Genomic DNA, 20,248 nt, shown 5'->3' with positions numbered 1-20,248 from the left:
CGCGTCACCGGACGGCCGCCCGACGGTACGCCCAGGTCGCGACGGCCAGCGAGACGACGCCCACCCCGGCGCACACGGCGAGGTCACCGGCCACGAAGGCCCAGTCCGGATCCGCCCCGAAGGTCCGGGCGAAGGCCTCGACGCCGTACGTCGACGGCAGCAGATCCCGCGCGAACCGTACGACCTCGGGCATCCGGTCGGCCGGCAGCACCCCGAGCAGCAGTGCCGCGGACATGCCCAACTGGCCGAGCAGCGTCGCCAGTTCCGGCCGCGGCGCCAGCAGTCCCAGCGCCGCCCCGAGGCCCGACAGCGCCGCTCCGGCCAGCGGGATCACCGCGACGAGCACCCACAGATGGGTCAGCGGAAGACCGAACAGGACACAGCCGAACACCGCGGTGACCACGGTCCCGGGCACGGTGAACGACGCATAGGCACCGGCGGCCCCGAGCACCACGGCCGCGGGCGGCACCGGCAGGGTCGCGTAGTGGTCGAGCCCGCCGCTCGCCCGCAGCTGACCGAAGTACTGGGCGAGCAGGTTCAGCGCGACGAACGCCACCACGAGCACCGAGGAACCGGCCACCACCGACTCGGCCTCGCCGCCGCCGTCCACGACGCCCCGCATCAGGATCATGATCCCGATCGACTGGAAGGTCGCCACGAACAGCAGCGGAATCCTCGCCACCCGCGCGCGGGACAGCTGGGCCCGGTACACGGCCCCGAGGGCCGGCCACATCCGCGCCCGCGGACCGAGCTCGACCGCGCCGCTCGCGGCCTCCTCCACGGCCAGGGGACTGCCCGGCAGAACATCGGCGGGTAGGACACTCACGTCGCGCTGCTCCCCTTCCGGCCGGGACGCATCCGGTCGCTCGCTCTCATGCCGGACCATACGGACCTCACGGCCCGCACGCTCATGCCGTGGCTCATGCCTTCACCAACCCCTGCTGTGCGGCGCCGCCCAGCGCCAGGTACACGTCCTCCAGACTGGGCGTGGCCAGCGTGAAGTCGTCGAGCGCGGCGAAGGCGCTGCCGCCGGTGACGGTGGCCACGACCGCGCGGGCCTCCTCCGGGGCGAGCCTGAGCGTCCAGCGGCGCCCGGACTCCACGGCCCGCTCGCGCAGCGCCGCCACCTCGGGCACCTGCAGCGGCGCCGTCTCGCGCCACAGCAGCTCGACCCGGACCTCCCCCGCGACCTGCTCCTTCAGCCCGGCCGGGGTGTCGCAGGCGATCACCCGGCCCCGGTCGAGCACGGCGACCCGGTCGAGCACGGTCTCGGCCTCGATGACGTTGTGCGTGACCAGCAGCACCGTCGTGCCGCGCTCGGCCCGTCGCCGGTCCACGGCCGCCCACACGGCGCGCCGGGCGACCGGGTCCATACCGCTGGTCGGCTCGTCGAGCACCAGCAGCGACCGCTCCCCGACCAGCGCGGCGGCGAAGCACGCGAGCCGCCGCTGCCCGCCGGACAGCTTCTTCAGCGGGCGCCCGGCGATGGCGGTGAGCCCGAGCTCTTCGAGTACGGCGTCCCGCTCGGCCCGCGCGTCCCGCGCCTGGAGCCCGCGCAGCCGCCCGGTCGTCTCGGCGGCCAGCGACACGGTCAGCTCGTCCAGTGCGGTCGACTCCTGGCCCAGATAGGCGAGGATCCGCGCGGCCCGCTCCGGGTGCCGCACGATGTCGTGCCCGAGGATCTCCACGCGCCCGGCGTCGGGCCGCATCAGCCCGGTCAGCTGCCGTACGAGGGTGGACTTGCCCGCGCCGTTCGGCCCGAGGAGGCCGAAGATCTCACCGCGGCGGATGTCGAGGTGCACATCGTCGGTGGCCCGTACCGCGGGAGTGCCCGGGGTGCCCCGCCGCCCTCGTACCGCCGGATAGGTCTTGGTCAGTCCGCGCACCGCGCACACGACGTCCCCGCCGTGCCGAAGTGCCTGTGCCGCGCGCGTACTCACAAAGCACGAGGGTACGGGGTCCGCGGCGGCCGTCCGCCCTCGGGTTGGTCGACAACGCGAAATCCCCAGGCAAAGAACTACTCGCCCGCGGGTGCGTGCTCCGCGGCCGTGCGTACGTCGATCTCCCGCCAGAAACCGGCCCGGATCGCGTACCGGTCGTGTTCGTCGATCTGGTCGTCCTTGTGCGCGAGCAGCCCGAAGCGGGCGGCGTAGCGCAGCAGTTCACCGTCGATGCGGTGCGGGACCCTCGGGTACATCACGGACAGCTTCTGCAGATGGCTCTGGTCGCCGAGGCGTTGGATCCAGCGGCGCGCGAAGACCTGCCCGACCTCGTAGGGATCGCCGCCGACCGTGGTGATGTCCTCCTCGCGGTCGGCCCACCGCTGCTCCGCGGAGGTCAGCTGCGCGAGCGTCGGCATCGAGGCGGCCTCGGCGGGCTCCGTGGGGGGCCGGTCGACCCAGCCCTTGTCGGAGGACCAGCGCAGGGTCGCGGTCGGGGGGTGCGGGGCGGGCTGCACCCCGGGGGCGCGCAGCGCGGCGAGGTCCTTGGGGGTGGGCACGCCCTTGGACGCGGACGCCCGCTCCTGGGTGCCGTTCCCGGTCGCGGCGGCCGGGCTGTGCTCGCCCTCCTCGGCGGGCCGCTCGGGCGCGGCGGCGAGCGAGGACTCCGGCAGCGGCGCGGAGAGGATCGCGGCGATCTCCGGGCGGGGCACGGGCGGTGGTGCGCAGACGCCGCCGGACTCCTTGGCCCGTACGGCCTTGGTGATCCAGGTGCGGTCCAGCACGCGCCGTTCGTCCGCCTCGGCGACCAGGTCCTCGGACTGGTTGTAGTCCCCGTCGGCGGCCTGCACGGCCCACAGGTGTACGGCGACGCCGTGCTCCTTGGCGGCCATCATGCCCGGCAGCAGATCGCCGTCGCCGGTGACGAGGACGATGTCGGAGCAGGCGCGGTTGCGCGCCAGCTCGGTGAGTTCGGCGTGCATGGCGGCGTCGACGCCCTTCTGGGCCCAGCGTCCGTCGCTGCGGGTCAGCGCGCCGAGCCGGACGGTGACCCGGGGCATCACGCGCAGCCTGCGGTGCTCGGGCTGGGGGACACGGTCGGGGGCGCCGTCGAACCAGTAGATCCGCAGCAGCGGCCGTTCGGTGTCGGACTCGGCGCGCTCGCGCAACGCCTGGATGAGGGCGGTGTGGTCGACGGTGATCCGGGAACGCGAGGGCTCCCCGGCGAGGAGACTGGCGGCGGCCCCCAGCAGATAACCGGCGTCCACCAGGACGATGCAGCGGTCCACGCGGTCCACCCTCTTTCCGGTTTCCGGGAGGTTTGCTTCGGCCTTCCTTCGAGTCTGCCCGACTGCGCGGGGGTTAACGGCCCGAACTCGATCTTCGGCGTGGCGTTTCGGTTCGCGCTCCGCGGCCTCGCGCTCCGACATGCCCTGTCACAGACGGTAATTATCCGAAATGCGCTTGTTGTCAGCCTATGTGAATCTGGTCCCGGCCCTGGCCCCTAGATCCCCCACAGGAGGCAGATCACCATGGCCAAGAACAAGAAGCAGAACCGGAAGCAGCCGCAGTCCGAGCGCGGGCAGCAGCAGGACCACCAGTCCTCGATGGAGGCGCAGTCCGAGCAGCGCACCGTGCAGCAGGTCACCCCGGGTGACATGCCCCGCAAGGGCCGGCAGAAGAGCTTCGGTCACAACTGACATCTGCATATCGGGTTGTTGAGACCCAGGCACGGCCGAGGGGCGCACCCCCGTGAAAGGGCGCGCCCCTCGCGCATGCGCCGCCGCTCGGCCCGTCCGCTGCCGCTCGGCCGTCCTGTTGCTCAGCCCGCCAGACAGGAGGGGCCGAGCAACACCTTGAGGTCGCCGAAGAGCGCCGGATCGGGCTTGACCCGGTGCCGGTCCAGACGCAGCACGGTCGTCCTGGTCGGGCCCTGCAGCTTGATACGGACCTCGCTGTCGCCCTTGTGATGGGTGAGGATCTCGCCGAGGCGGCTGACCATGGGCGGGGTGACGCGGGTGGCCGGGATGGTGAGGACCACGGGTGCGTTGGTGCCGGCGTTGGACAGGTCCGGCACCTGGAGCTCCATCGCCACCAGCCGCGGCACGTCCTCGCGCTTGTCGAGCCGGCCCTTGACGAACACCACCGCGTCCTCGACGAGTTGGGTCGACACGAGCTGGTAGGTCGCGGGGAAGAACATGCACTCGATGGAGCCCGCGAGGTCCTCGACCGTGGCGATCGCCCAGGCGTTGCCCTGCTTGGTCATCTTGCGCTGCAGGCCGGAGATGATGCCGCCGATGGTGACGACCGCGCCGTCCGCGTGCTCGCCGCCGGTGAGCTGGGCGATGCCCGCGTCGGCCTTGTCCGACAGCACGTGTTCGAGGCCGAAGAGCGGGTGGTCGGAGACGTAGAGACCGAGCATCTCCCGTTCCTGGGCGAGCAGATAGGTCTTGTCCCACTCCTCGTCGGTGAACTGCACGTCGAGTCCGAAGCCGGGCTCGTCGCTCTCCTCCTCGCCCATGCCGCCGAAGAGGTCGAACTGCCCCTCGGCCTCCTTGCGCTTGACCGCCACCACGTTGTCGATCATCGGTTCGTACTGCGCGGTGAGGCCCTTGCGGGTGTGCCCCAGGGTGTCGAACGCGCCCGCCTTGATCAGCGATTCCGTGGTGCGCTTGTTGCAGGCGACCGCCTCGACCTTGTCGAGGTAGTCCGGGAACGAGGCGTACTTCCCCTTGGCCTTGCGGCTCCTGATGATCGACTCGACGACGTTCGTGCCGACGTTGCGGACGGCTTCGAGGCCGAAGAGGATCACGTCGTCGCCCTGGGCGGCGAAGTTGTGCACCGACTCGTTGACGTTCGGCGGCAGCACCTTGATGCCCATGCGGCGGCACTCGTTGAGATAGACGGCCGACTTGTCCTTGTCGTCCTTGACCGAGGTGAGCAGCCCCGCCATGTACTCGGCGGGGTGGTTCGCCTTCAGATAGGCCGTCCAGTACGACACCAGGCCGTACGCGGCGGAGTGCGCCTTGTTGAACGCGTAGCCGGCGAAGGGGACCAGGACGTCCCACAGGGCCTGGATGGCCTCGTCGCTGTAGCCCTTCTCGCGGGCGCCCTTCTGGAACAGGACGAAGTTCTTCGCCAGTTCCTCGGGCTTCTTCTTGCCCATCACGCGGCGCAGGATGTCGGCCTCGCCGAGCGAGTAACCGGCGATGATCTGGGCGGCCTTCTGCACCTGCTCCTGGTAGACGATCAGGCCGTAGGTGACGTCCAGGACCTCCTTGAGCGGCTCCTCCAGCTCGGGGTGGATCGGGGTGATCTCCTGCAGACCGTTCTTGCGCAGCGCGTAGTTGGTGTGCGAGTCCATGCCCATCGGGCCGGGGCGGTACAGCGCGGAGACGGCGGAGATGTCCTCGAAGTTGTCGGGCTTCATCAGGCGCAGCAGGGAGCGCATGGGGCCGCCGTCGAACTGGAAGACGCCCAGGGTGTCGCCGCGCTGGAGCAGTTCGAAGGTCTTCGGGTCGTCCAGCGGCAGGGAGAGCAGGTCGAGGTCGACGCCCTTGTTGGACTTCACCATCTTGACGGCGTCGTCCATGATCGTGAGGTTGCGCAGGCCCAGGAAGTCCATCTTCAGCAGGCCGAGCGACTCGCACTGCGGGTAGTCCCACTGCGTGATGGTCACGCCGTCGGTGTGCCGCACCCACACGGGGGCGTGGTCGACGATGGGCTCGCTGGACATGATCACGCCCGCGGCGTGCACACCCATCTGCCGGACCAGGCCCTCGACGCCCTTGGCGGTGTCGATGACCTTCTTCACGTCCGGCTCGTTCTCGTACATCGAGCGGATCTCGCCCGCCTCGCTGTAGCGCGGGTGCGAGGGGTTGGTGATGCCGTCGAGGTCGATGCCCTTGCCGAGGACGTCGGCCGGCATGGCCTTGGTGAGGCGGTCGCCCATCGCGTACGGGTAGCCCAGCACGCGCGCGGAGTCCTTGATCGCGTTCTTCGCCTTGATCTTGCCGTAGGTGCCGATCATGGCGACCTTGTCGGCGCCGTACTTCTCCGTCACGTACCGGATCACCTCGACGCGCCTGCGCTCGTCGAAGTCGATGTCGACGTCGGGCATGGAGACGCGCTCGGGGTTGAGGAACCGCTCGAAGATCAGGCCGTGCGGGATCGGGTCGAGGTCGGTGATGCCCATGGCGTAGGCGACGATCGAACCGGCCGCGGAGCCTCGGCCGGGGCCGACCGCGATGCCGTTGTTCTTGGCCCACATGATGAAGTCGGCGACGACGAGGAAGTAGCCCGGGAACCCCATCTGGATGATGACGTCCATCTCGTACTCGGCCTGCTTCTGGCGGTCCTCGGGGACGCCGCCGGGGAAGCGGCGCTCCATGCCGCGGCGGACCTCCTCCTGGAACCAGGTGACCTCGGTGTACCCCTCGGGGATGTCGAACTTGGGCATGAGGTCGCGCTTTTCGAACATGCCCGAGGTGTCGATCTGCTCGGCCACCAGGAGCGTGTTGCGGCAGCCCTCCTGCCAGGCGTCCGAGGAGTCGATGGCGTACATCTCGTCCGTGGACTTCAGGTAGTAGCCGGTGCCGTCGAACTTGAAGCGGTCCGGGTCGGAGAGGTTCTTGCCGGTCTGGATGCACAGCAGGGCGTCGTGGGCGGCCGCCTCGTGCGCGTACGTGTAGTGCGAGTCGTTCGTCACCAGGGGCGGGATGCCGAGCTTTTTGCCGATCTCCAGCAGGCCGTCGCGGACCCGGTGCTCGATGTCGATGCCGTGGTCCATCAGCTCCAGGAAGTAGCGGTCCTTGCCGAAGATGTCCTGGTAGTCGGCGGCGGCCTTCAGGGCCTCGTCGAACTGGCCGAGCCGGAGCCGGGTCTGGACCTCGCCGGAGGGGCAGCCGGTGGAGGCGATCAGGCCCTCGGACCACTGCGAGATGGTCTCCTTGTCCATCCGGGGCCACTTCTGCAGCCAGCCCTCGGCGTACGCGTCGGAGGAGAGCCGGAAGAGGTTGTGCAGACCCGTGGAGTTCGCCGCCCAGATCGTCTTGTGGGTGTAGCCACCCGAACCCGAGACGTCGTCGCGCTTCTGGTGCGGCTGGCCCCACTGGATCTTGCGCTTGTTGCGCCGCGACTCGGGGGCGACATACGCCTCGATCCCGATGATCGGGGTGACTCCGGCCTTCTTCGCGGAATGGAAGAAGTCGTACGCACCATGGAGGTTGCCGTGGTCGGACATCGCGATATGGGTCATGCCCATCTCGTTGCACGCGTTGAACATGTCCTTGAGCCGCGCGGCACCGTCCAGCAGCGAGTACTGGGTGTGGACGTGCAGGTGCGTGAACGGCGGCTTCGACACGGTGCGGCCTCCAAGGGAAACGATCGGCAACGGGCTGGCGGACAGTCCTGGGGTCAGCGTCGAAGTCTATGCCTCGGCACTGACACTCAGCGGGCTCGTCCGCGTACCTTCACAGCGAGAGTTCCCGGGCACTTCCGGGCACCCTCGACCGTTGGAAACGACGCAACGCCGTCGTACACGACCATGCACCAGGAGGCACCCAGCGATGTCGGTACCCCAGCTCAACGACGAGCAGCGCGGCGAGGAGATCCTCGCCGTCTTCGACACCGCCTTCGGCGAGCTCCTGGCCGCCGACCCGGCCGCGTTCCGCGTGAAGTTCCGGAAGATGGCGGCCTCGGCGTTCGCGTTCTACCGGGGCACGGCGTGCCTCTTCTACCACGACGCCGACACCGACAAGCGGGGCGGCCCGTACCTGGACGAGCGCACCTCGCGCGTGTGGATCCACGGCGACCTGCACGCGGAGAACTTCGGCACGTACATGGACTCCAACGGCCGCCTGGTCTTCAACGTCAACGACTTCGACGAGGCCTACGTCGGCCCCTTCACCTGGGACCTCAAGCGCTTCTCCGCCTCGATCGCCCTGATCGGGTACGCCAAGGCGCTCAGCGACGAGCAGATCACCGAGCTGGTGCAGGTGTACGCGGGCGCGTACCGCGAGCGCATCCACGCCCTGGCCACCGGCGCGAAGAGCGACGAGGTGCCGCCGTTCACCCTGGACACCGCCCAGGGCCCGCTGCTGGACGCGCTGCGCGACGCCCGCTCCCTGACCCGCTTCGGGCTGCTGGACTCGATGACCGAGATCCGCGACTTCGAGCGCCGGTTCGCGTCCGGCGGCGGCTCGATCGAGCTGGACGCCGCCACGCGCTACAAGGTCCTCGCGGCCTTCGACGGCTATCTGGAGACGCTGCCGGACGCCTCCCTGGCCCGCCCGGACTCCTACCGCGTGAAGGACGTCGTCGGCCGCCGCGGCATCGGCATCGGCTCGGCCGGCCTGCCGTCGTACAACATCCTCCTGGAGGGCCACAGCGACGCCCTGGAGAACGACGTGGTGATCTACATCAAGCAGGCCCAGACCCCGGCCGTCTCCCGGCACATCACCGACCCGGCGATCCGCGACTACTTCCAGCACGAGGGCCACCGCACGGTGATCTCGCAGCGCGCCCTGCAGGCGCACGCCGACCCGTGGCTGGGCTGGACGGAGCTGGACGGCACGGGCCAGCTGGTCGCCGAGGTCTCGCCGTACGCGGTGGACCTGGACTGGGGCGACATCGACGACCCGGAGGAGATCGCGTCCGTCGTCGCCGACCTCGGCCGGGCCACGGCCACGATGCACGCCGCGGCGGACGACACCTCCGGCGAGTCCCTGGTGCCGTTCTCCACCGAGCGCGCCATCGACGCGGCGATCGCCGCCGACGAGGACGGCTTCGCGGCCCTGCTGACGGACTTCGCGCACAGCTACGGCGCACGCGCGCGTGCCGACCACCAGATCTTCGTCGACCTGTTCCGCAACGGCCGGATTCCGGGTCTCTAACGGTCCTGGCTCTCACAGGGACCTTTTAGGGGTCCCTTACCGGAGCCCATGACAGACTCTCCTCGCTATGGACATATCCGGGACCCGACTCAGAGCGCTTCGCGCGGCGCTGTTCACGGCACTCGTCGTGACGCTCAGCACCGCGTCGCACGTGCTGCTGTCCCAGGTCCCGCTGCCGCTGAACACGGTGGCCGCGGTCGCCGCCACCGTGTTCGTGGCCGCCTACGCCCTGGCCGGACGCGAGCGCGGCTTCGGACCGATCGCCGCCCTGCTGATCCCGCTGGAGCTGGCCGCCGACACGATCCTCACCACCGGCCAGCACGTCTGCTACGGCAGGGCGGGCGGCCCGGTGACCGGCCCGCTGCGCACCGTCGGCTGGGATCTGCTGTGCGGCAGCGACACCCGGGTCGGCACGCCGCTGACCCAGGTGACCGAGAGCGGCGGCACCGACCGGGTCGCGGCGCTGCTCGCCCACGCGGACCCGGCCACCGCCTGGCTGCTGCTCGGCGCGCACATCGGCGTCGGCCTGCTCGCCGCCGCCTGGCTGCGCCGCGGCGAGCGCGCCCTGGCCCAGTTGCTTCAGGCGGCCGCCGCGACGACGTTCCGGCCGCTGCTGCTCGCGGTCGCCGCGGTGGCCGTGCGGCCCGCCGCCCCGGTACGGCGCCTCGGGCGCCCCGCCCCGGCCGCCGCCGTCGTCCGCGACCGGCTCCTCGTGCACTCCCTGGGACGGCGTGGACCGCCGTGCTCGATCGCCCCGGCCTGAGCGACCGCACCCCGGTCGCCGCAGCGGCCCTCCCCCTGAGCACGGCCAGTCCCCCACACGTATTCCGCGCACGACAGCTGCGCGTCCCACATGGAGAACACCAACATGAGCAAGCGGAACAGCCAGGCGGCGAAGACGGCGGCCCGGGAGCGGCTGCGGCAGGAGCGCGAGCGCCAGGCCAAGCGGGCCAAGGCCAAGCGGCAGGCCATCGTGGCCGGTTCGGTCGTGGTCGTCCTGGCGGCGGCCGGCGGCATAGGTTACGCGGTCGTCCAGGCCAACAAGCCCTCCCACTGGGAGGCCGTGAAGGACGACAAGGTCGTCGCACCGGCCCACACCTCCGGCAAGGACGGCACGACCGTCGTCATCGGCAAGGCGAGCGCCAAGAAGACCCTCAAGGTCTACGAGGACCCGCGGTGCCCGGTGTGCGCCTCGTTCGAGCAGGTCGTCGGGTCGACCGTGAAGAAGGACATCGACGACGGCAAGTTCAAGATCCAGTACATCGGTGGCACGTTCATCGACGGCGACTCCCTCGGCAAGGGCCAGATCGGCTCGCGCGGCGAGGGCTCCAAGAACGCGATGGCGGCCATGGGCGCCGCGCTCAACGTGAGCGACGAGGCGTTCCTGGAGTACAAGACGGCGCTGTACTCGAAGAAGTGGCACCCCGAGGAGACCTCGGACAAGTTCAAGAGCGACGACTACCTCATCAAGGTCGCCCAGACCGTTCCCGCCCTGAAGAACAACAAGACGTTCCAGAGCGACGTCAAGAGCGGCAAGTACGACGCCTGGGCGCTCGCCATGTCGAAGACCTGGGACACCAACAAGGACGGCGTCACCGGCACCCCGAGCTTCGTGATGGACGGCAAGCAGCTCAAGGCCTCCGACGGCAACCCGCCCATGACGGTGGCCGACTTCAACTCCGTGGTGGGCGCGGCCCTCAAGGCCTGACCCCGCCGCAGGTGAAGAGCGGGCGAACTTTCCGCGTTCGCCCGCTCCGACGCATACCAGCCAGTAACCTGTTCGCCCGTGACCAGTCGATACAGATCGTCCGAGGCGAACCAGAGCCTCAACCCGCTTGCGCCCCGCCGCCGTACGGTCGTCAAGGCCGCGGCGGCGACTGCCGCTCTGGCCGGCCCGCTCGCCGCCGCACTCCCGGCCCGAGCCGCCGCCGACACCCCCGCCTTCCTGCACGGCGTCGCCTCCGGCGACCCGCTGCCCGACGGCATCCTGCTGTGGACCCGGGTGACACCCACTGCCGACGCGGTCCCCGGCTCCGGGCGCGGTCCGGACACCGAGGTCAGCTGGATCGTCGCCCGGGACAGGGCGTTGACCGACATCGTGGCCAAGGGCTCCACCACCGCGACCGCCGCCTCCGACCACACCGTCAAGGCGGACATACGCGGCCTCGAACCCGCCACCGACTACTGGTTCCGCTTCTCGGCCGGCCCCACCGACTCCCCCGTCGCCCGCACCCGCACCGCGCCCGCCGCCGACGCCGCCGTGTCCGGCCTGCGCTTCGGCGTGGTCTCCTGCGCCAACTGGGAGGCCGGTTACTTCTCCTCGTACCGCCATCTCGCGGCCCGCGGCGACCTCGATGCCTGGCTGCACCTCGGCGACTACATCTACGAGTACAAGTCCGGCGAGTACGCGAACCGCGGCACCGTCGTCCGCCCGCACGCGCCCGCCAACGAGATCCTCACGCTCGCCGACTACCGCACCCGGCACGGCAAGTACAAGACCGACCCGGATCTGCAGGCCCTGCACCACAAGGCGCCGGTCGTCGCGATCTGGGACGACCACGAGTTCGCCGACAACGCGTGGTCCGGCGGCGCGGTCAACCACACCGAGGGCGCCGAGGGCACCTGGATGGACCGCAAGGCGGCCGCCAAGCAGGCCTACTTCGAGTGGATGCCGGTCCGCCCTGCGATCGCGGGCACCACCTACCGCCGGCTGCGCTTCGGCAAGCTCGCCGATCTGTCCCTGCTCGACCTGCGCTCCTTCCGCTCGCAGCAGGCGTCCACCGCGAGCGGTTCGGTCGACGACCCGGACCGCACGCTCACCGGGCGCGCCCAACTGGACTGGCTGAAGGCCGGGTTGAAGGCCTCCGACACCACCTGGCGGCTGGTCGGCAACTCGGTGATGATCTCGCCGTTCGCCGTCGGCTCGCTCCCGGCCGACCTGCTGGGGCCGCTCGCCGAGCTGCTCGGGCTGCCGCAGGAGGGCATCGCGCTCAACACCGACCAGTGGGACGGCTACACCGACGACCGCCGCGAACTGCTGGCGCACCTGCGCTCCAACGCGATCCGCAACACCGTCTTCCTGACCGGCGACATCCACATGGCGTGGGCCAACGACGTGCCGGTGAACGCCGGGACGTACCCGCTGTCGGCGTCCGCCGCCACGGAGTTCGTGGTGACCTCGGTGACCTCCGACAACCTCGACGACATCGTGAAGGTGCCCGAGGGCACGGTCTCCGCGATCGCCTCGCCGGTCATCCGCGCCGCCAACCGGCATGTCCACTGGGTCGACACCGACCGCCACGGCTACGGCGTCCTGGACATCACCGCCGAGCGCGCGCAGATGGACTACTACGTCCTGTCGGACCGTACCGACAGGAACGCGACGTCCAGCTGGGTGCGTTCGTACCGCACGCGGTCCGGCACGCAGAAGGTCGAGCGCACCTACGACCCCGTGTAGCCCCGCGCTACAGGCTCTCGAGGAAGCCGAGCGCCACCCGCCAGGTGGCCTCGGCGGCCTCCTCGTCGTAGTCCGGCAGACCGGGGTCGGTGTAGAGGTGGCCCGCTCCCGCGTAGCGGTACACCTCGACGTCGGCGCCGGCTCTGCCCATCTGCAGATACCAGGCGCTCAGCCAGTCGTCCGTCTCGAACGGGTCCGGCTCCGCCACATGCAGCTGGACCGGCAGGTCGTCCACCGAGGCGTCCGGCGCGATGTCGGAGGTGCCGTGCACGAGCAGCAGTCCGCGGGCCTTCTCGTCGCCGAGCGCGAGGGTCTGCGCGATGGAGGCGCCGAGCGAGAACCCGGCGTACACCAGACCCCGCCCCGAGTAGGGCGCCGCGGCCAGGACGGCACGCTTGAGCAGTTCGTCCTTGCCGATGCCGTCCTTGAACTCCATGCCCTCCTCGACCGTCTCGAACGTACGCCCCTCGAAGAGGTCCGGGGTCCACACCTCGTGTCCGGCGCCGCGCAGCCGGTCGGCGGCGTCGCGCACCGCGGGCCTGAGACCGAAGGCCGAGTGAAAGAGCATGATGTTCATGAGGCCATGGTGCCAGCCGGGTCCGACAACGCCGCCCGGCGGCCGTTCCCTCTTCGAGCGCGAAGTCACATGTTCATGACCCCCATGGGCCGGTTACGTTCGGAGGCATGGAGAACATACTGCGCCCCCTGATCGTGTTCGGCGGCTCGGTCGTGTTCACGCTGGTCATCGGCTGGGCCACCGACCAGCTGCTGCGCAAGGCCGACGAGCGGCACAGCGAGACCCCGCTGTGGGGGCTGCTGCGCCGCGGCCGGGTGCCCTACCAGCTCGTGCTGTGCGCGGCGATGCTGAGAGGGTCCTACGACCAGGCACGGCTGTTCAGGACGCACAGCGCCGGCATCGGCCAGACGCTGACGCTGGTACTGATCGGCGCCACCGCATGGCTGGTGGTGCGGATCGCGGCCGCGGTCGTGGAGACGACGTACTCGCGCTACGCCCGCGCCCACCACGACCCCGCCCGGGTGCGCCGGGTGCGCACCCAGGTGTCGCTGATCATGCGCGTGGTCACCGCGGTCGTCGGGGTGGTGGCCGTAGCCGCGATGCTGCTGACGTTCCCCGCCATGCGCGCCGCCGGTGCCTCGCTGCTGGCCTCGGCCGGCATCCTCGGCATCGTCGCCGGTGTCGCCGCCCAGTCGACCCTGAGCAATATGTTCGCCGGGCTGCAGATCGCCTTCGGCGACATGGTCCGCATCGGCGACACCGTGGTGGTGGAAGGCGAGTGGGGCACGGTCGAGGAGATCACGCTGACGTTCCTGACCGTACGGACCTGGGACGAGCGCCGGATCACGATGCCGGTGTCGTACTTCACCTCGAAGCCGTTCGAGAACTGGTCGCGCGGCGGCAACCAGATGACGGGCATCGTCTACTGGCATCTCGACCACACCGCGCCGATCGAGGAGATGCGCGAGAGGCTGCGGGACATCCTGCGCGAGTGCCCCGCCTGGGACGGGCGCGCCTACGGTCTGGTGGTCACCGACTCGACGCCGAACACCATCCAGGTCCGCGCCCTGGTGACCGCCAAGGACGCGGACGACATCTGGACGGTACGGGTCACGGTGCGCGAGCAGATGATCGACTGGCTGTGCAAGACGCATCCGTACGCCCTGCCCCGCGTCAACACCGCGGACGCGGTCCTGCCCCCGGGCCGTACCTCCCCCGACGGACACCGCGACGGCCACGCCGACGGCGCCACCGCGAACCGCTTCCACGAGCCGCCCCGTACGGGACGCGGCTGAGCCCGTACGGGCGGGTACGAGCCCCTACGGGCCCAGTGTCTCAGTGTCCGCGCTCCGCACCCCCGTTGACCTGGACGACCTGCGAGGTGACATGGCTCGCCCCGGAGGAGGCGAGCCAGTGCAGGGTCGCGGCGACATCACCGGGAGTGCCGGCGCGCTTGTCGGAGGTGTCCTCGATGAGCCGCTCGCGTCGCGCCGGATCGATCCGCGGTTCGAAGAACTCGGTGTCCTCGATGTAGCCGGGCGCGACCACGTTCGCGGTGATGCCGCGCGGCCCCAACTCCCGTGCCAGGTCGTGGGCGTAGGGGTGCAGGGCGGCCTTGGCTCCACCGTACGCCCCGGTGCCCGACCCCCGGTACGCGGCGATGGAGCTCACGAACAGCACCCGCCCGCCCGGTGAGGCGAGCCGGTCCTTCAGTGCCTCGGTGAGCAGCGCGGCGGTCAGCGTGTTGATCCGGAAGTTGACGGTCCAGTTGTGCGCGACCCGGTCGAGCGGGTCGTCGCTCGCGGACCCGGGCTCCAGCTGCCCGGTGCCTCCGGCGGCGTGCACCAGCACGTCCACGGTGCCGAACTCCTGCGCCACGAGATCCGCGACGCCCCGCACCGCGGCCGTGTCACTGAGATCGGCCGCATGCCGCAGCGCTCCGGGCACCGCGGCCCTGTCGAGGACGTCCGCCCGGCGCCCCAGCAGCAGAACCCGGTCGCCGTCCGCCGCGAAGACCTGGGCCGCGGCGAGCCCGATTCCCGTACCGCCCCCACTGATCACCACATTGCGCGTCATGAGGCGACCCTACGAAGCGGGGCCGCCGGTCGCGAACGATATAGGGCCTGCCTGCGCCGGGGCCGTCCTGCGGCGGATCAGCGCAGACTGCGTACGTCGAGATGGCGCAGCACCCGGTCCACGATCTCCGGGTCCGCACCGGGCTCGCTGCGCGCCGCCAGCACCTCGTGCCGTGCGGCGCTCAGCAGTTCGCCCTGGATACGGCGCATCCGCTTGAGCCTGCGCATCCGGATCCGGTGCGCCTCGCGCCGCTCCTCCTCGCCCATGTCCGGGCTGATCCGCACCCCGATCTCGAAGGCCCGCCGCAGCATCTGCTCGGAGAGCTCCTCCGGCAGGTCCTCGGCCTCCTCGATCTCGTGGAGCCTGCGTCGGGCCGCCTTGGCCGCCCGCTCGGCCAGTTCCCGCTCGAACTTCTTCTCGTGCTCCGCGTCGGCCTGCACCCCGAGCCGCTTCACCAGCCACGGCAGCGTCAGACCCTGCAGCACCAGGGTGCCCATGATCACTCCGAAGGCGATGAACACGATCTCGTCGCGGTCCGGGAAGTCCGAGCCGTCGTCGGTCGTGAGCGGGATCGCCAGCGCCAGCGCCACCGAGGCCACCCCCCGCATCCCCGACCACCACATGACCACGGTCTCCCGCATGCTCATCGGGATGTCCTCGTCGTGGTCCCGCTTGGCGTGCAGCCGCTTGGTGAGCCAGGTCGCCGGCAGCAGGTACACCAGGCGTACGACGACGACCACGGCCAGGATCACCCCGGCCCAGCCGAGCATCTCGCTCCACCGCCCGGACGCCGTGCGCAGGGCGTTGTGCAGCTCCAGGCCGATCAGCCCGAACGCGACGCCCGTGACGAGCGTGTCGATGATGTCCCAGAACGTGTGGCCCGCGAGCCGGGTCAGCACGTCGTCGGGGTCGGTGCCGTACTCGGCGAGGAACATCGCGGTGGTGAGCACGGCGAGCACACCGGAGCCGTGCAGTTCCTCGGCGAGGACGTACGACGCATACGGCACGAGCAGCGTCAGGCCGACCTGGAGAGTCGCGTCGTTCAGCAGGTCGAGGAGCCGGTTGGCTCCCCAGCCCAGGGCGACCCCCAGGGCGACGGCGACGACGGCGGACAGCACCAGGTCGAGGGCGGCCCGCCCGGGGTGGAAGTCACCGCTGACGGCAGCGGCGACCGCGACGTTGTAGAGCACGATCGCCGTCACGTCGTTGAACAGGCCCTCGCCCTCCAGGATGGACACCAGCCGGCGCGGCAGCCCGAGCTGGCCCGCGACCGCGGTCGCGGCGATCGGGTCCGGCGGTGCCACCAGCGCGCCGAGCGCCACGGCGGCGGCGACGGGCAGCCCCGGCACGATCGAGTGGGCGACGACGGCCACGCAGACCGTGGTGACGAAGACCAGCGCCACCGCCAGCAGGAAGATCGGCCGCCGGTTCGCCGCGAACTGCCGCCAGGAGGTGCGCCGTACGGCCGCGTACAGCAGCGGCGGCAGCACCAGGGGCAGGATCAGCTCGGGCGGGATCTCGACGTTGGGCACGAAGTCGAGCACCGCGAGCACGATGCCGAGCAGGGTCATCAGCACCGGCGCCGGCAGCCCGTACCGGTCCCCCACCGGGACGCTGAGCACCGCCCCGAGCAACAGCACGAACAGCAGGGCCAACTGATCCACGGTCAGCGCTCCGGGCAGGTCGACGTACGGCGGCAGGGCTCAAGCCTGCCACGCCCGCGCACCCGCCAGGGTGTTCAGCCCGTGGGCCGCAGCACGCGCCGCATCGCCCGGTGCGGGATGCCCGCCTCCGGATACTCCGGGCCGTACGCCTCGTAGCCGAGCCGCTCGTAGAAACCCAGCGCATGCGTCTGCGCGTGCAGGTCCACCGCTGCGAGTCCACGCGCGCGTGCGACGTCCTCGATGGCCCGCACCAGCGCCACCCCGATGCCGAGGCCGCGCGCCTGCTGGGCCACCGCGAGCCGGCCGAGCGAGCCCACCGTCAGGTCGCCGCCGGTCTTCGCCGCGGCCGCCTCCCCGTGCAGCAGCCGCCCGGTGCCCAGCGGCACCCCGTCCGCCCGGACGGCCAGCACATGCACGGCCGTCTCGTCGTACGCGTCGTACTCGATGTCCTCGGGCACGCCCTGCTCGCGGACGAAGACCTCCTTGCGGACCGCGAAGCAGGCCTCCCGGTCGGCGCTCTCCTCGGCGACGCGCACCTCGTACGCGTGCGTGCTGCTCATCCGTACGTCTCCTCACGGACCTGGTCCAGGGCTTTTTGCAGGTCGGCAGGGTACTCGCTGGTGAACTCGACCCACTCCCCGTCCCCGGGGTGCTCGAAGCCGAGCCGCACGGCGTGCAGCCACTGGCGGGTCAGATGCAGGCGCTTGGCGAGCGTCGGGTCGGCGCCGTACGTCAGATCGCCGACGCACGGGTGGCGGTGGGCGGACATGTGGACCCGGATCTGGTGGGTGCGGCCCGTCTCCAGCTTGACGTCGAGGAGGGAGGCGGCGCGGAAGGCCTCGATCAGGTCGTAGTGCGTGACGGACGGCTTGCCGTCGGCGGTGACCGCCCACTTGTAGTCGTGGTTGGGGTGGCGGCCGATGGGGGCGTCGATGGTGCCGCTCGTCGGGTCGGGGTGGCCCTGGACGAGCGTGTGGTAGCGCTTGTCGACCGTGCGCTCCTTGAACTGGCGCTTGAGCGAGGTGTACGCGCGCTCCGACTTGGCGACCGCCATCAGCCCGGACGTGCCGACGTCGAGACGGTGCACGATGCCCTGGCGCTCGGCGGCGCCGGAGGTGGAGATGCGGTAACCGGCCGCGGCCAGGCCGCCGATGACGGTCGGGCCGTTCCACCCGGGGCTGGGGTGCGCGGCGACGCCCACCGGCTTGACGATCACGACCACGTCATCGTCGTCGTACACGATCTCCATGCCCTCGACCGGCTCCGCGACGATCTGCACGGGCGCGGCCACCTGCGGCATCTCGACCTCGAGCCAGGCCCCGCCGTGCACCCGCTCGGACTTGCCGACCACCGAGCCGTCGACCGTGACCTTCCCCGCCGCGGCGAGCTCCGCGGCCTTCGTACGGGAGAAGCCGAACATGCGGGAGATGGCGGCGTCGACGCGCTCGCCCTCCAGGCCGTCGGGCACGGGCAGGGTACGGATCTCGGGAATCGTGCTCACCCGTCGAGTATGCCGGACGGGTCGGACACCCCCGACCGCGCGCTCAGTCCTTGTGGACGGTGCCGTCCGGGTCGAGCCCCCGGAACGACAGCAGCACGATCAGGATGCCGCCGCACACGATCGCCGAGTCCGCCAGGTTGAAGACGGCGAAGCCCTTGGGCGAGATGAAGTCGACGACCGCGCCCTCGAAGACGCCGGGCGAGCGGAAGATCCGGTCGGTGAGATTGCCGAGGGCGCCGCCGAGGAGCAGGCCGAGCGCGATCGCCCAGGGCAGGCTGTAGAGCTTGCGGGCGAGCCGGGCGATCACGACGATCACGGCCGCGGCGATCAGCGTGAAGATCACGGTGAAGGCCTCGCCGAAGCCGAAGGCCGCGCCCGCGTTGCGGATCGCCTCTAGCTTCAGCCAGTCCCCGATGATCTCGATCGGCGCGTGGTGCTCCAGCTTGGCGACCACGATCATCTTGCTGATCAGGTCGAGGGCGTACGCGAACGCGGCAACCGCGAACAGCACGGCGATACGGCGCTTGCCCCTGGGGCGTGCGGTGCCGCCCTGCTCCGGCTCGGTCCCCGCCGTGTCCGGGGTCTCCGGGGTACCGATGATGCGCTCCGCCTCTGCCACGTGAGTCCCTCAACCTAGATACTCGACTGAGGACGAGGGTACGACACGCCCACCCTGCCCCTCAGTACCGGCGTTCCTGCTTCTGCTTGCACTCCACGCAGAGGGTGGCCCGCGGGAATGCCTGCATACGGGCCTTGCCGATGGGGTTGCCGCAGTTCTCGCACAGGCCGTAGGTGCCGGCGTCCAGTCGCTGCAGGGCGCGCTCGGTCTGGGTGAGCATCTCGCGGGCGTTGGCCGCGAGGGCCATCTCGTGCTCGCGCGTGATGTTCTTGGTGCCGGTGTCCGCCTGGTCGTCGCCCGCGCCGTCGCCGGAGTCGCGCATCATGCCCACGATGGCGCTCTCCGACGAGCTGATCTCGTCCTTCAGCCGGGTCATCTCGGCCAGCAGCTCCGCACGCGCCTCCTCGACCTCTTCCGGGGTCCAGGGGTCCTCACCGGGGCGTACGGCGAGTTCACCGGGCTCCGCCGCAGCCACGCGTGCCTTGGGTACGGCTGTCTTGGCCGCCGTGGCCGTGCCTGGAGTCTTCTTCGCAACCACCGTCGTGGCTCCCGTCTCCTCCGCGGCCTGCGCCGCACCCACCGTCTTGGCCGAACTCTTCCCACCCACCACACCCGCGCCCTTCGTACGAGCGCTTTTCTTCCCTGCGACCGCCTTCTTCGCCGCAGCCTTCTTGGCCGTGGCTCCGGCGGGCGTGGACTTCCTGGCGGTCGTGACCTTCTTGGCCGCCGGTTTCGTGGTCGTGGCTTTCTTGGTCGTGGCTTTCTTGGTCGTGGCTTTCTTGGTCGTGGCTTTCTTGGTCGTGGCTTTCTTGGTCGTGGTCTTCCTGGCCGCCGGGGTCTTCTCGACCGCGGACTTCGTCGCCGTGGTCTTCTTGGCGGTGGCTCTGCCGGTCGTCGTCGTAGAAGTCGTGGCCTTCGTGGCCTTCTTGGCTTTCGTGGCCGAGGCCTTGGTGGGCGCGGTCTTCTTGGCCGCGCTCTTCGTGGCTCCGGTCTTCGCTGCCGCAGGCTTCCCCGTCGCCTTCTTCTTGGCCGCGCTCTTCGTGGTCGCACTCTTGTCGGCCGGGCCGCTTCCAGCCGCGGTCCGCGTGGACGTGCCCGCCTTTGCCCCGCCCCCGGCCGTCGTAGCCCTCTTCTTGCCGGCGGGCTTCCCGTGGCCGTCGGTCGACGGTGCAGGTGTCCTGGCGGCCCCCGGCCCCTCGCCCACCACCTCCCGGACCGTCCGCACCAGCGCCACCCCGCGGGCGGCGCCGCTCCCGTTGCCGCTCACATCCCTGGCCGTACCGCCGGTGGCCTGTTCGGACGCCGACTGCTGTACGGCGGTCTTCTTAGCCACCATGGCCGCGGCCCCTTCACATATTGTGATCTTGCACGCGAATCGTGCTGGGACGATAAATCGACTTGTGACCCGCGGCAACGGGGCACACCACCCGATTCGCCCGGCTCACGCACGCCGCTCCGCAAGCCTGCATGCGTTGTGCCCAGCTCCCCGCGGGGTAATCCGCCGGACGGCCCGTCCCAGGATGCGAACAGGCGTACCGCTCCATTCGGGTCATCCCCGACCACGCGGCACCCGCAACCCCA

At 70.6% G+C, this 20,248-nt stretch carries 17 protein-coding genes; 6 read left to right on the top strand and 11 right to left on the bottom strand.

What is annotated here, in order from left to right:
- Positions 1 to 4: 4 nt before the first annotated feature.
- From MQN93_RS34225 to MQN93_RS34215, 3 genes are all read right to left on the bottom strand, one after another.
- On the bottom strand, positions 5 to 826 hold the full coding sequence (locus MQN93_RS34225; RefSeq protein ID WP_242712567.1) for an ABC transporter permease: 822 nt from the start codon (positions 824 to 826) through the stop codon (positions 5 to 7).
- Positions 827 to 920: 94 nt separating this feature from the next.
- The gene (locus MQN93_RS34220; protein WP_242712615.1) at positions 921 to 1,895 is read right to left on the bottom strand and encodes an ABC transporter ATP-binding protein; all 975 of its coding nucleotides are present in this window, start codon (positions 1,893 to 1,895) and stop codon (positions 921 to 923) included.
- Positions 1,896 to 2,017: 122 nt separating this feature from the next.
- Positions 2,018 to 3,229 (bottom strand): NYN domain-containing protein, encoded by a 1,212-nt coding sequence (locus tag MQN93_RS34215; RefSeq protein ID WP_016435875.1) that lies wholly within the window; start codon positions 3,227 to 3,229, stop codon positions 2,018 to 2,020.
- Positions 3,230 to 3,472: 243 nt separating this feature from the next.
- On the opposite strand from MQN93_RS34215, the gene MQN93_RS34210 reads away from it, so the two are divergent.
- The gene (locus MQN93_RS34210; RefSeq protein WP_016435874.1) at positions 3,473 to 3,640 is read left to right on the top strand and encodes a hypothetical protein; all 168 of its coding nucleotides are present in this window, start codon (positions 3,473 to 3,475) and stop codon (positions 3,638 to 3,640) included.
- 122 nt (positions 3,641 to 3,762) lie between these two features.
- Here MQN93_RS34210 and dnaE read toward each other — a convergent pair whose 3' ends face one another.
- Positions 3,763 to 7,302: a DNA polymerase III subunit alpha gene (gene dnaE / locus MQN93_RS34205; protein WP_242712566.1), complete on the bottom strand. Its 3,540-nt coding sequence runs from the start codon at positions 7,300 to 7,302 to the stop codon at positions 3,763 to 3,765.
- Positions 7,303 to 7,507: 205 nt separating this feature from the next.
- Here dnaE and MQN93_RS34200 point away from each other — a divergent pair, with 205 nt between their 5' ends.
- From MQN93_RS34200 to MQN93_RS34185, 4 genes are all read left to right on the top strand, one after another.
- Positions 7,508 to 8,833 carry a DUF2252 domain-containing protein gene (locus tag MQN93_RS34200; protein ID WP_242712565.1) on the top strand — a complete coding sequence of 442 codons (1,326 nt, stop codon included), beginning with the start codon at positions 7,508 to 7,510 and terminating at the stop codon, positions 8,831 to 8,833.
- 67 nt (positions 8,834 to 8,900) lie between these two features.
- Positions 8,901 to 9,596 carry a hypothetical protein gene (locus tag MQN93_RS34195; protein WP_242712564.1) on the top strand — a complete coding sequence of 232 codons (696 nt, stop codon included), beginning with the start codon at positions 8,901 to 8,903 and terminating at the stop codon, positions 9,594 to 9,596.
- A gap of 105 nt (positions 9,597 to 9,701) precedes the next feature.
- Entirely contained in the window at positions 9,702 to 10,541 is an 840-nt protein-coding gene (locus tag MQN93_RS34190; protein ID WP_242712563.1) for a thioredoxin domain-containing protein, read from the top strand.
- Positions 10,542 to 10,619: 78 nt separating this feature from the next.
- Positions 10,620 to 12,290, top strand: coding sequence for an alkaline phosphatase D family protein (locus tag MQN93_RS34185; protein ID WP_242712562.1), 1,671 nt, complete (start codon positions 10,620 to 10,622; stop codon positions 12,288 to 12,290).
- A gap of 7 nt (positions 12,291 to 12,297) precedes the next feature.
- On the opposite strand, the gene MQN93_RS34180 is transcribed toward MQN93_RS34185, so the two are convergent.
- Complete coding sequence (locus MQN93_RS34180; protein WP_242712561.1) at positions 12,298 to 12,867, bottom strand: dienelactone hydrolase family protein; 570 nt, start codon at positions 12,865 to 12,867, stop codon at positions 12,298 to 12,300.
- Between the two features lie 107 nt (positions 12,868 to 12,974).
- Here MQN93_RS34180 and MQN93_RS34175 point away from each other — a divergent pair, with 107 nt between their 5' ends.
- The gene (locus tag MQN93_RS34175; RefSeq protein ID WP_016435867.1) at positions 12,975 to 14,102 is read left to right on the top strand and encodes a mechanosensitive ion channel family protein; all 1,128 of its coding nucleotides are present in this window, start codon (positions 12,975 to 12,977) and stop codon (positions 14,100 to 14,102) included.
- A gap of 40 nt (positions 14,103 to 14,142) precedes the next feature.
- On the opposite strand, the gene MQN93_RS34170 is transcribed toward MQN93_RS34175, so the two are convergent.
- The 6 genes from MQN93_RS34170 to MQN93_RS34145 all read right to left on the bottom strand — a co-directional run bounded on the left by MQN93_RS34170 (position 14,143) and on the right by MQN93_RS34145 (position 20,003).
- The gene (locus tag MQN93_RS34170; RefSeq protein WP_242712560.1) at positions 14,143 to 14,883 is read right to left on the bottom strand and encodes an SDR family NAD(P)-dependent oxidoreductase; all 741 of its coding nucleotides are present in this window, start codon (positions 14,881 to 14,883) and stop codon (positions 14,143 to 14,145) included.
- Between the two features lie 77 nt (positions 14,884 to 14,960).
- Entirely contained in the window at positions 14,961 to 16,547 is a 1,587-nt protein-coding gene (locus MQN93_RS34165) for a Na+/H+ antiporter (protein WP_242712559.1), read from the bottom strand.
- A gap of 74 nt (positions 16,548 to 16,621) precedes the next feature.
- Positions 16,622 to 17,107 carry a GNAT family N-acetyltransferase gene (locus MQN93_RS34160; RefSeq protein WP_242712558.1) on the bottom strand — a complete coding sequence of 162 codons (486 nt, stop codon included), beginning with the start codon at positions 17,105 to 17,107 and terminating at the stop codon, positions 16,622 to 16,624.
- The gene (locus MQN93_RS34155) at positions 17,104 to 18,048 is read right to left on the bottom strand and encodes an RluA family pseudouridine synthase (RefSeq protein ID WP_242712557.1); all 945 of its coding nucleotides are present in this window, start codon (positions 18,046 to 18,048) and stop codon (positions 17,104 to 17,106) included. Before MQN93_RS34155 ends, MQN93_RS34160 begins: the two co-directional genes overlap by 4 nt.
- Positions 18,049 to 18,091: 43 nt before the next feature.
- A complete protein-coding gene (gene lspA, locus MQN93_RS34150) occupies positions 18,092 to 18,667 on the bottom strand; it encodes a signal peptidase II (RefSeq protein ID WP_242712556.1) in 576 nt (191 codons plus the stop codon).
- Positions 18,668 to 18,728: 61 nt separating this feature from the next.
- Positions 18,729 to 20,003 carry a TraR/DksA family transcriptional regulator gene (locus tag MQN93_RS34145; RefSeq protein ID WP_242712555.1) on the bottom strand — a complete coding sequence of 425 codons (1,275 nt, stop codon included), beginning with the start codon at positions 20,001 to 20,003 and terminating at the stop codon, positions 18,729 to 18,731.
- Positions 20,004 to 20,248 lie beyond the last annotated feature (245 nt).

This window comes from Streptomyces spinosisporus (genome assembly GCF_022698145.1).
GTDB classification, from domain to species: domain Bacteria; phylum Actinomycetota; class Actinomycetes; order Streptomycetales; family Streptomycetaceae; genus Streptomyces; species Streptomyces spinosisporus.
This window is presented reverse-complemented; position numbering and strand designations above follow the sequence as displayed.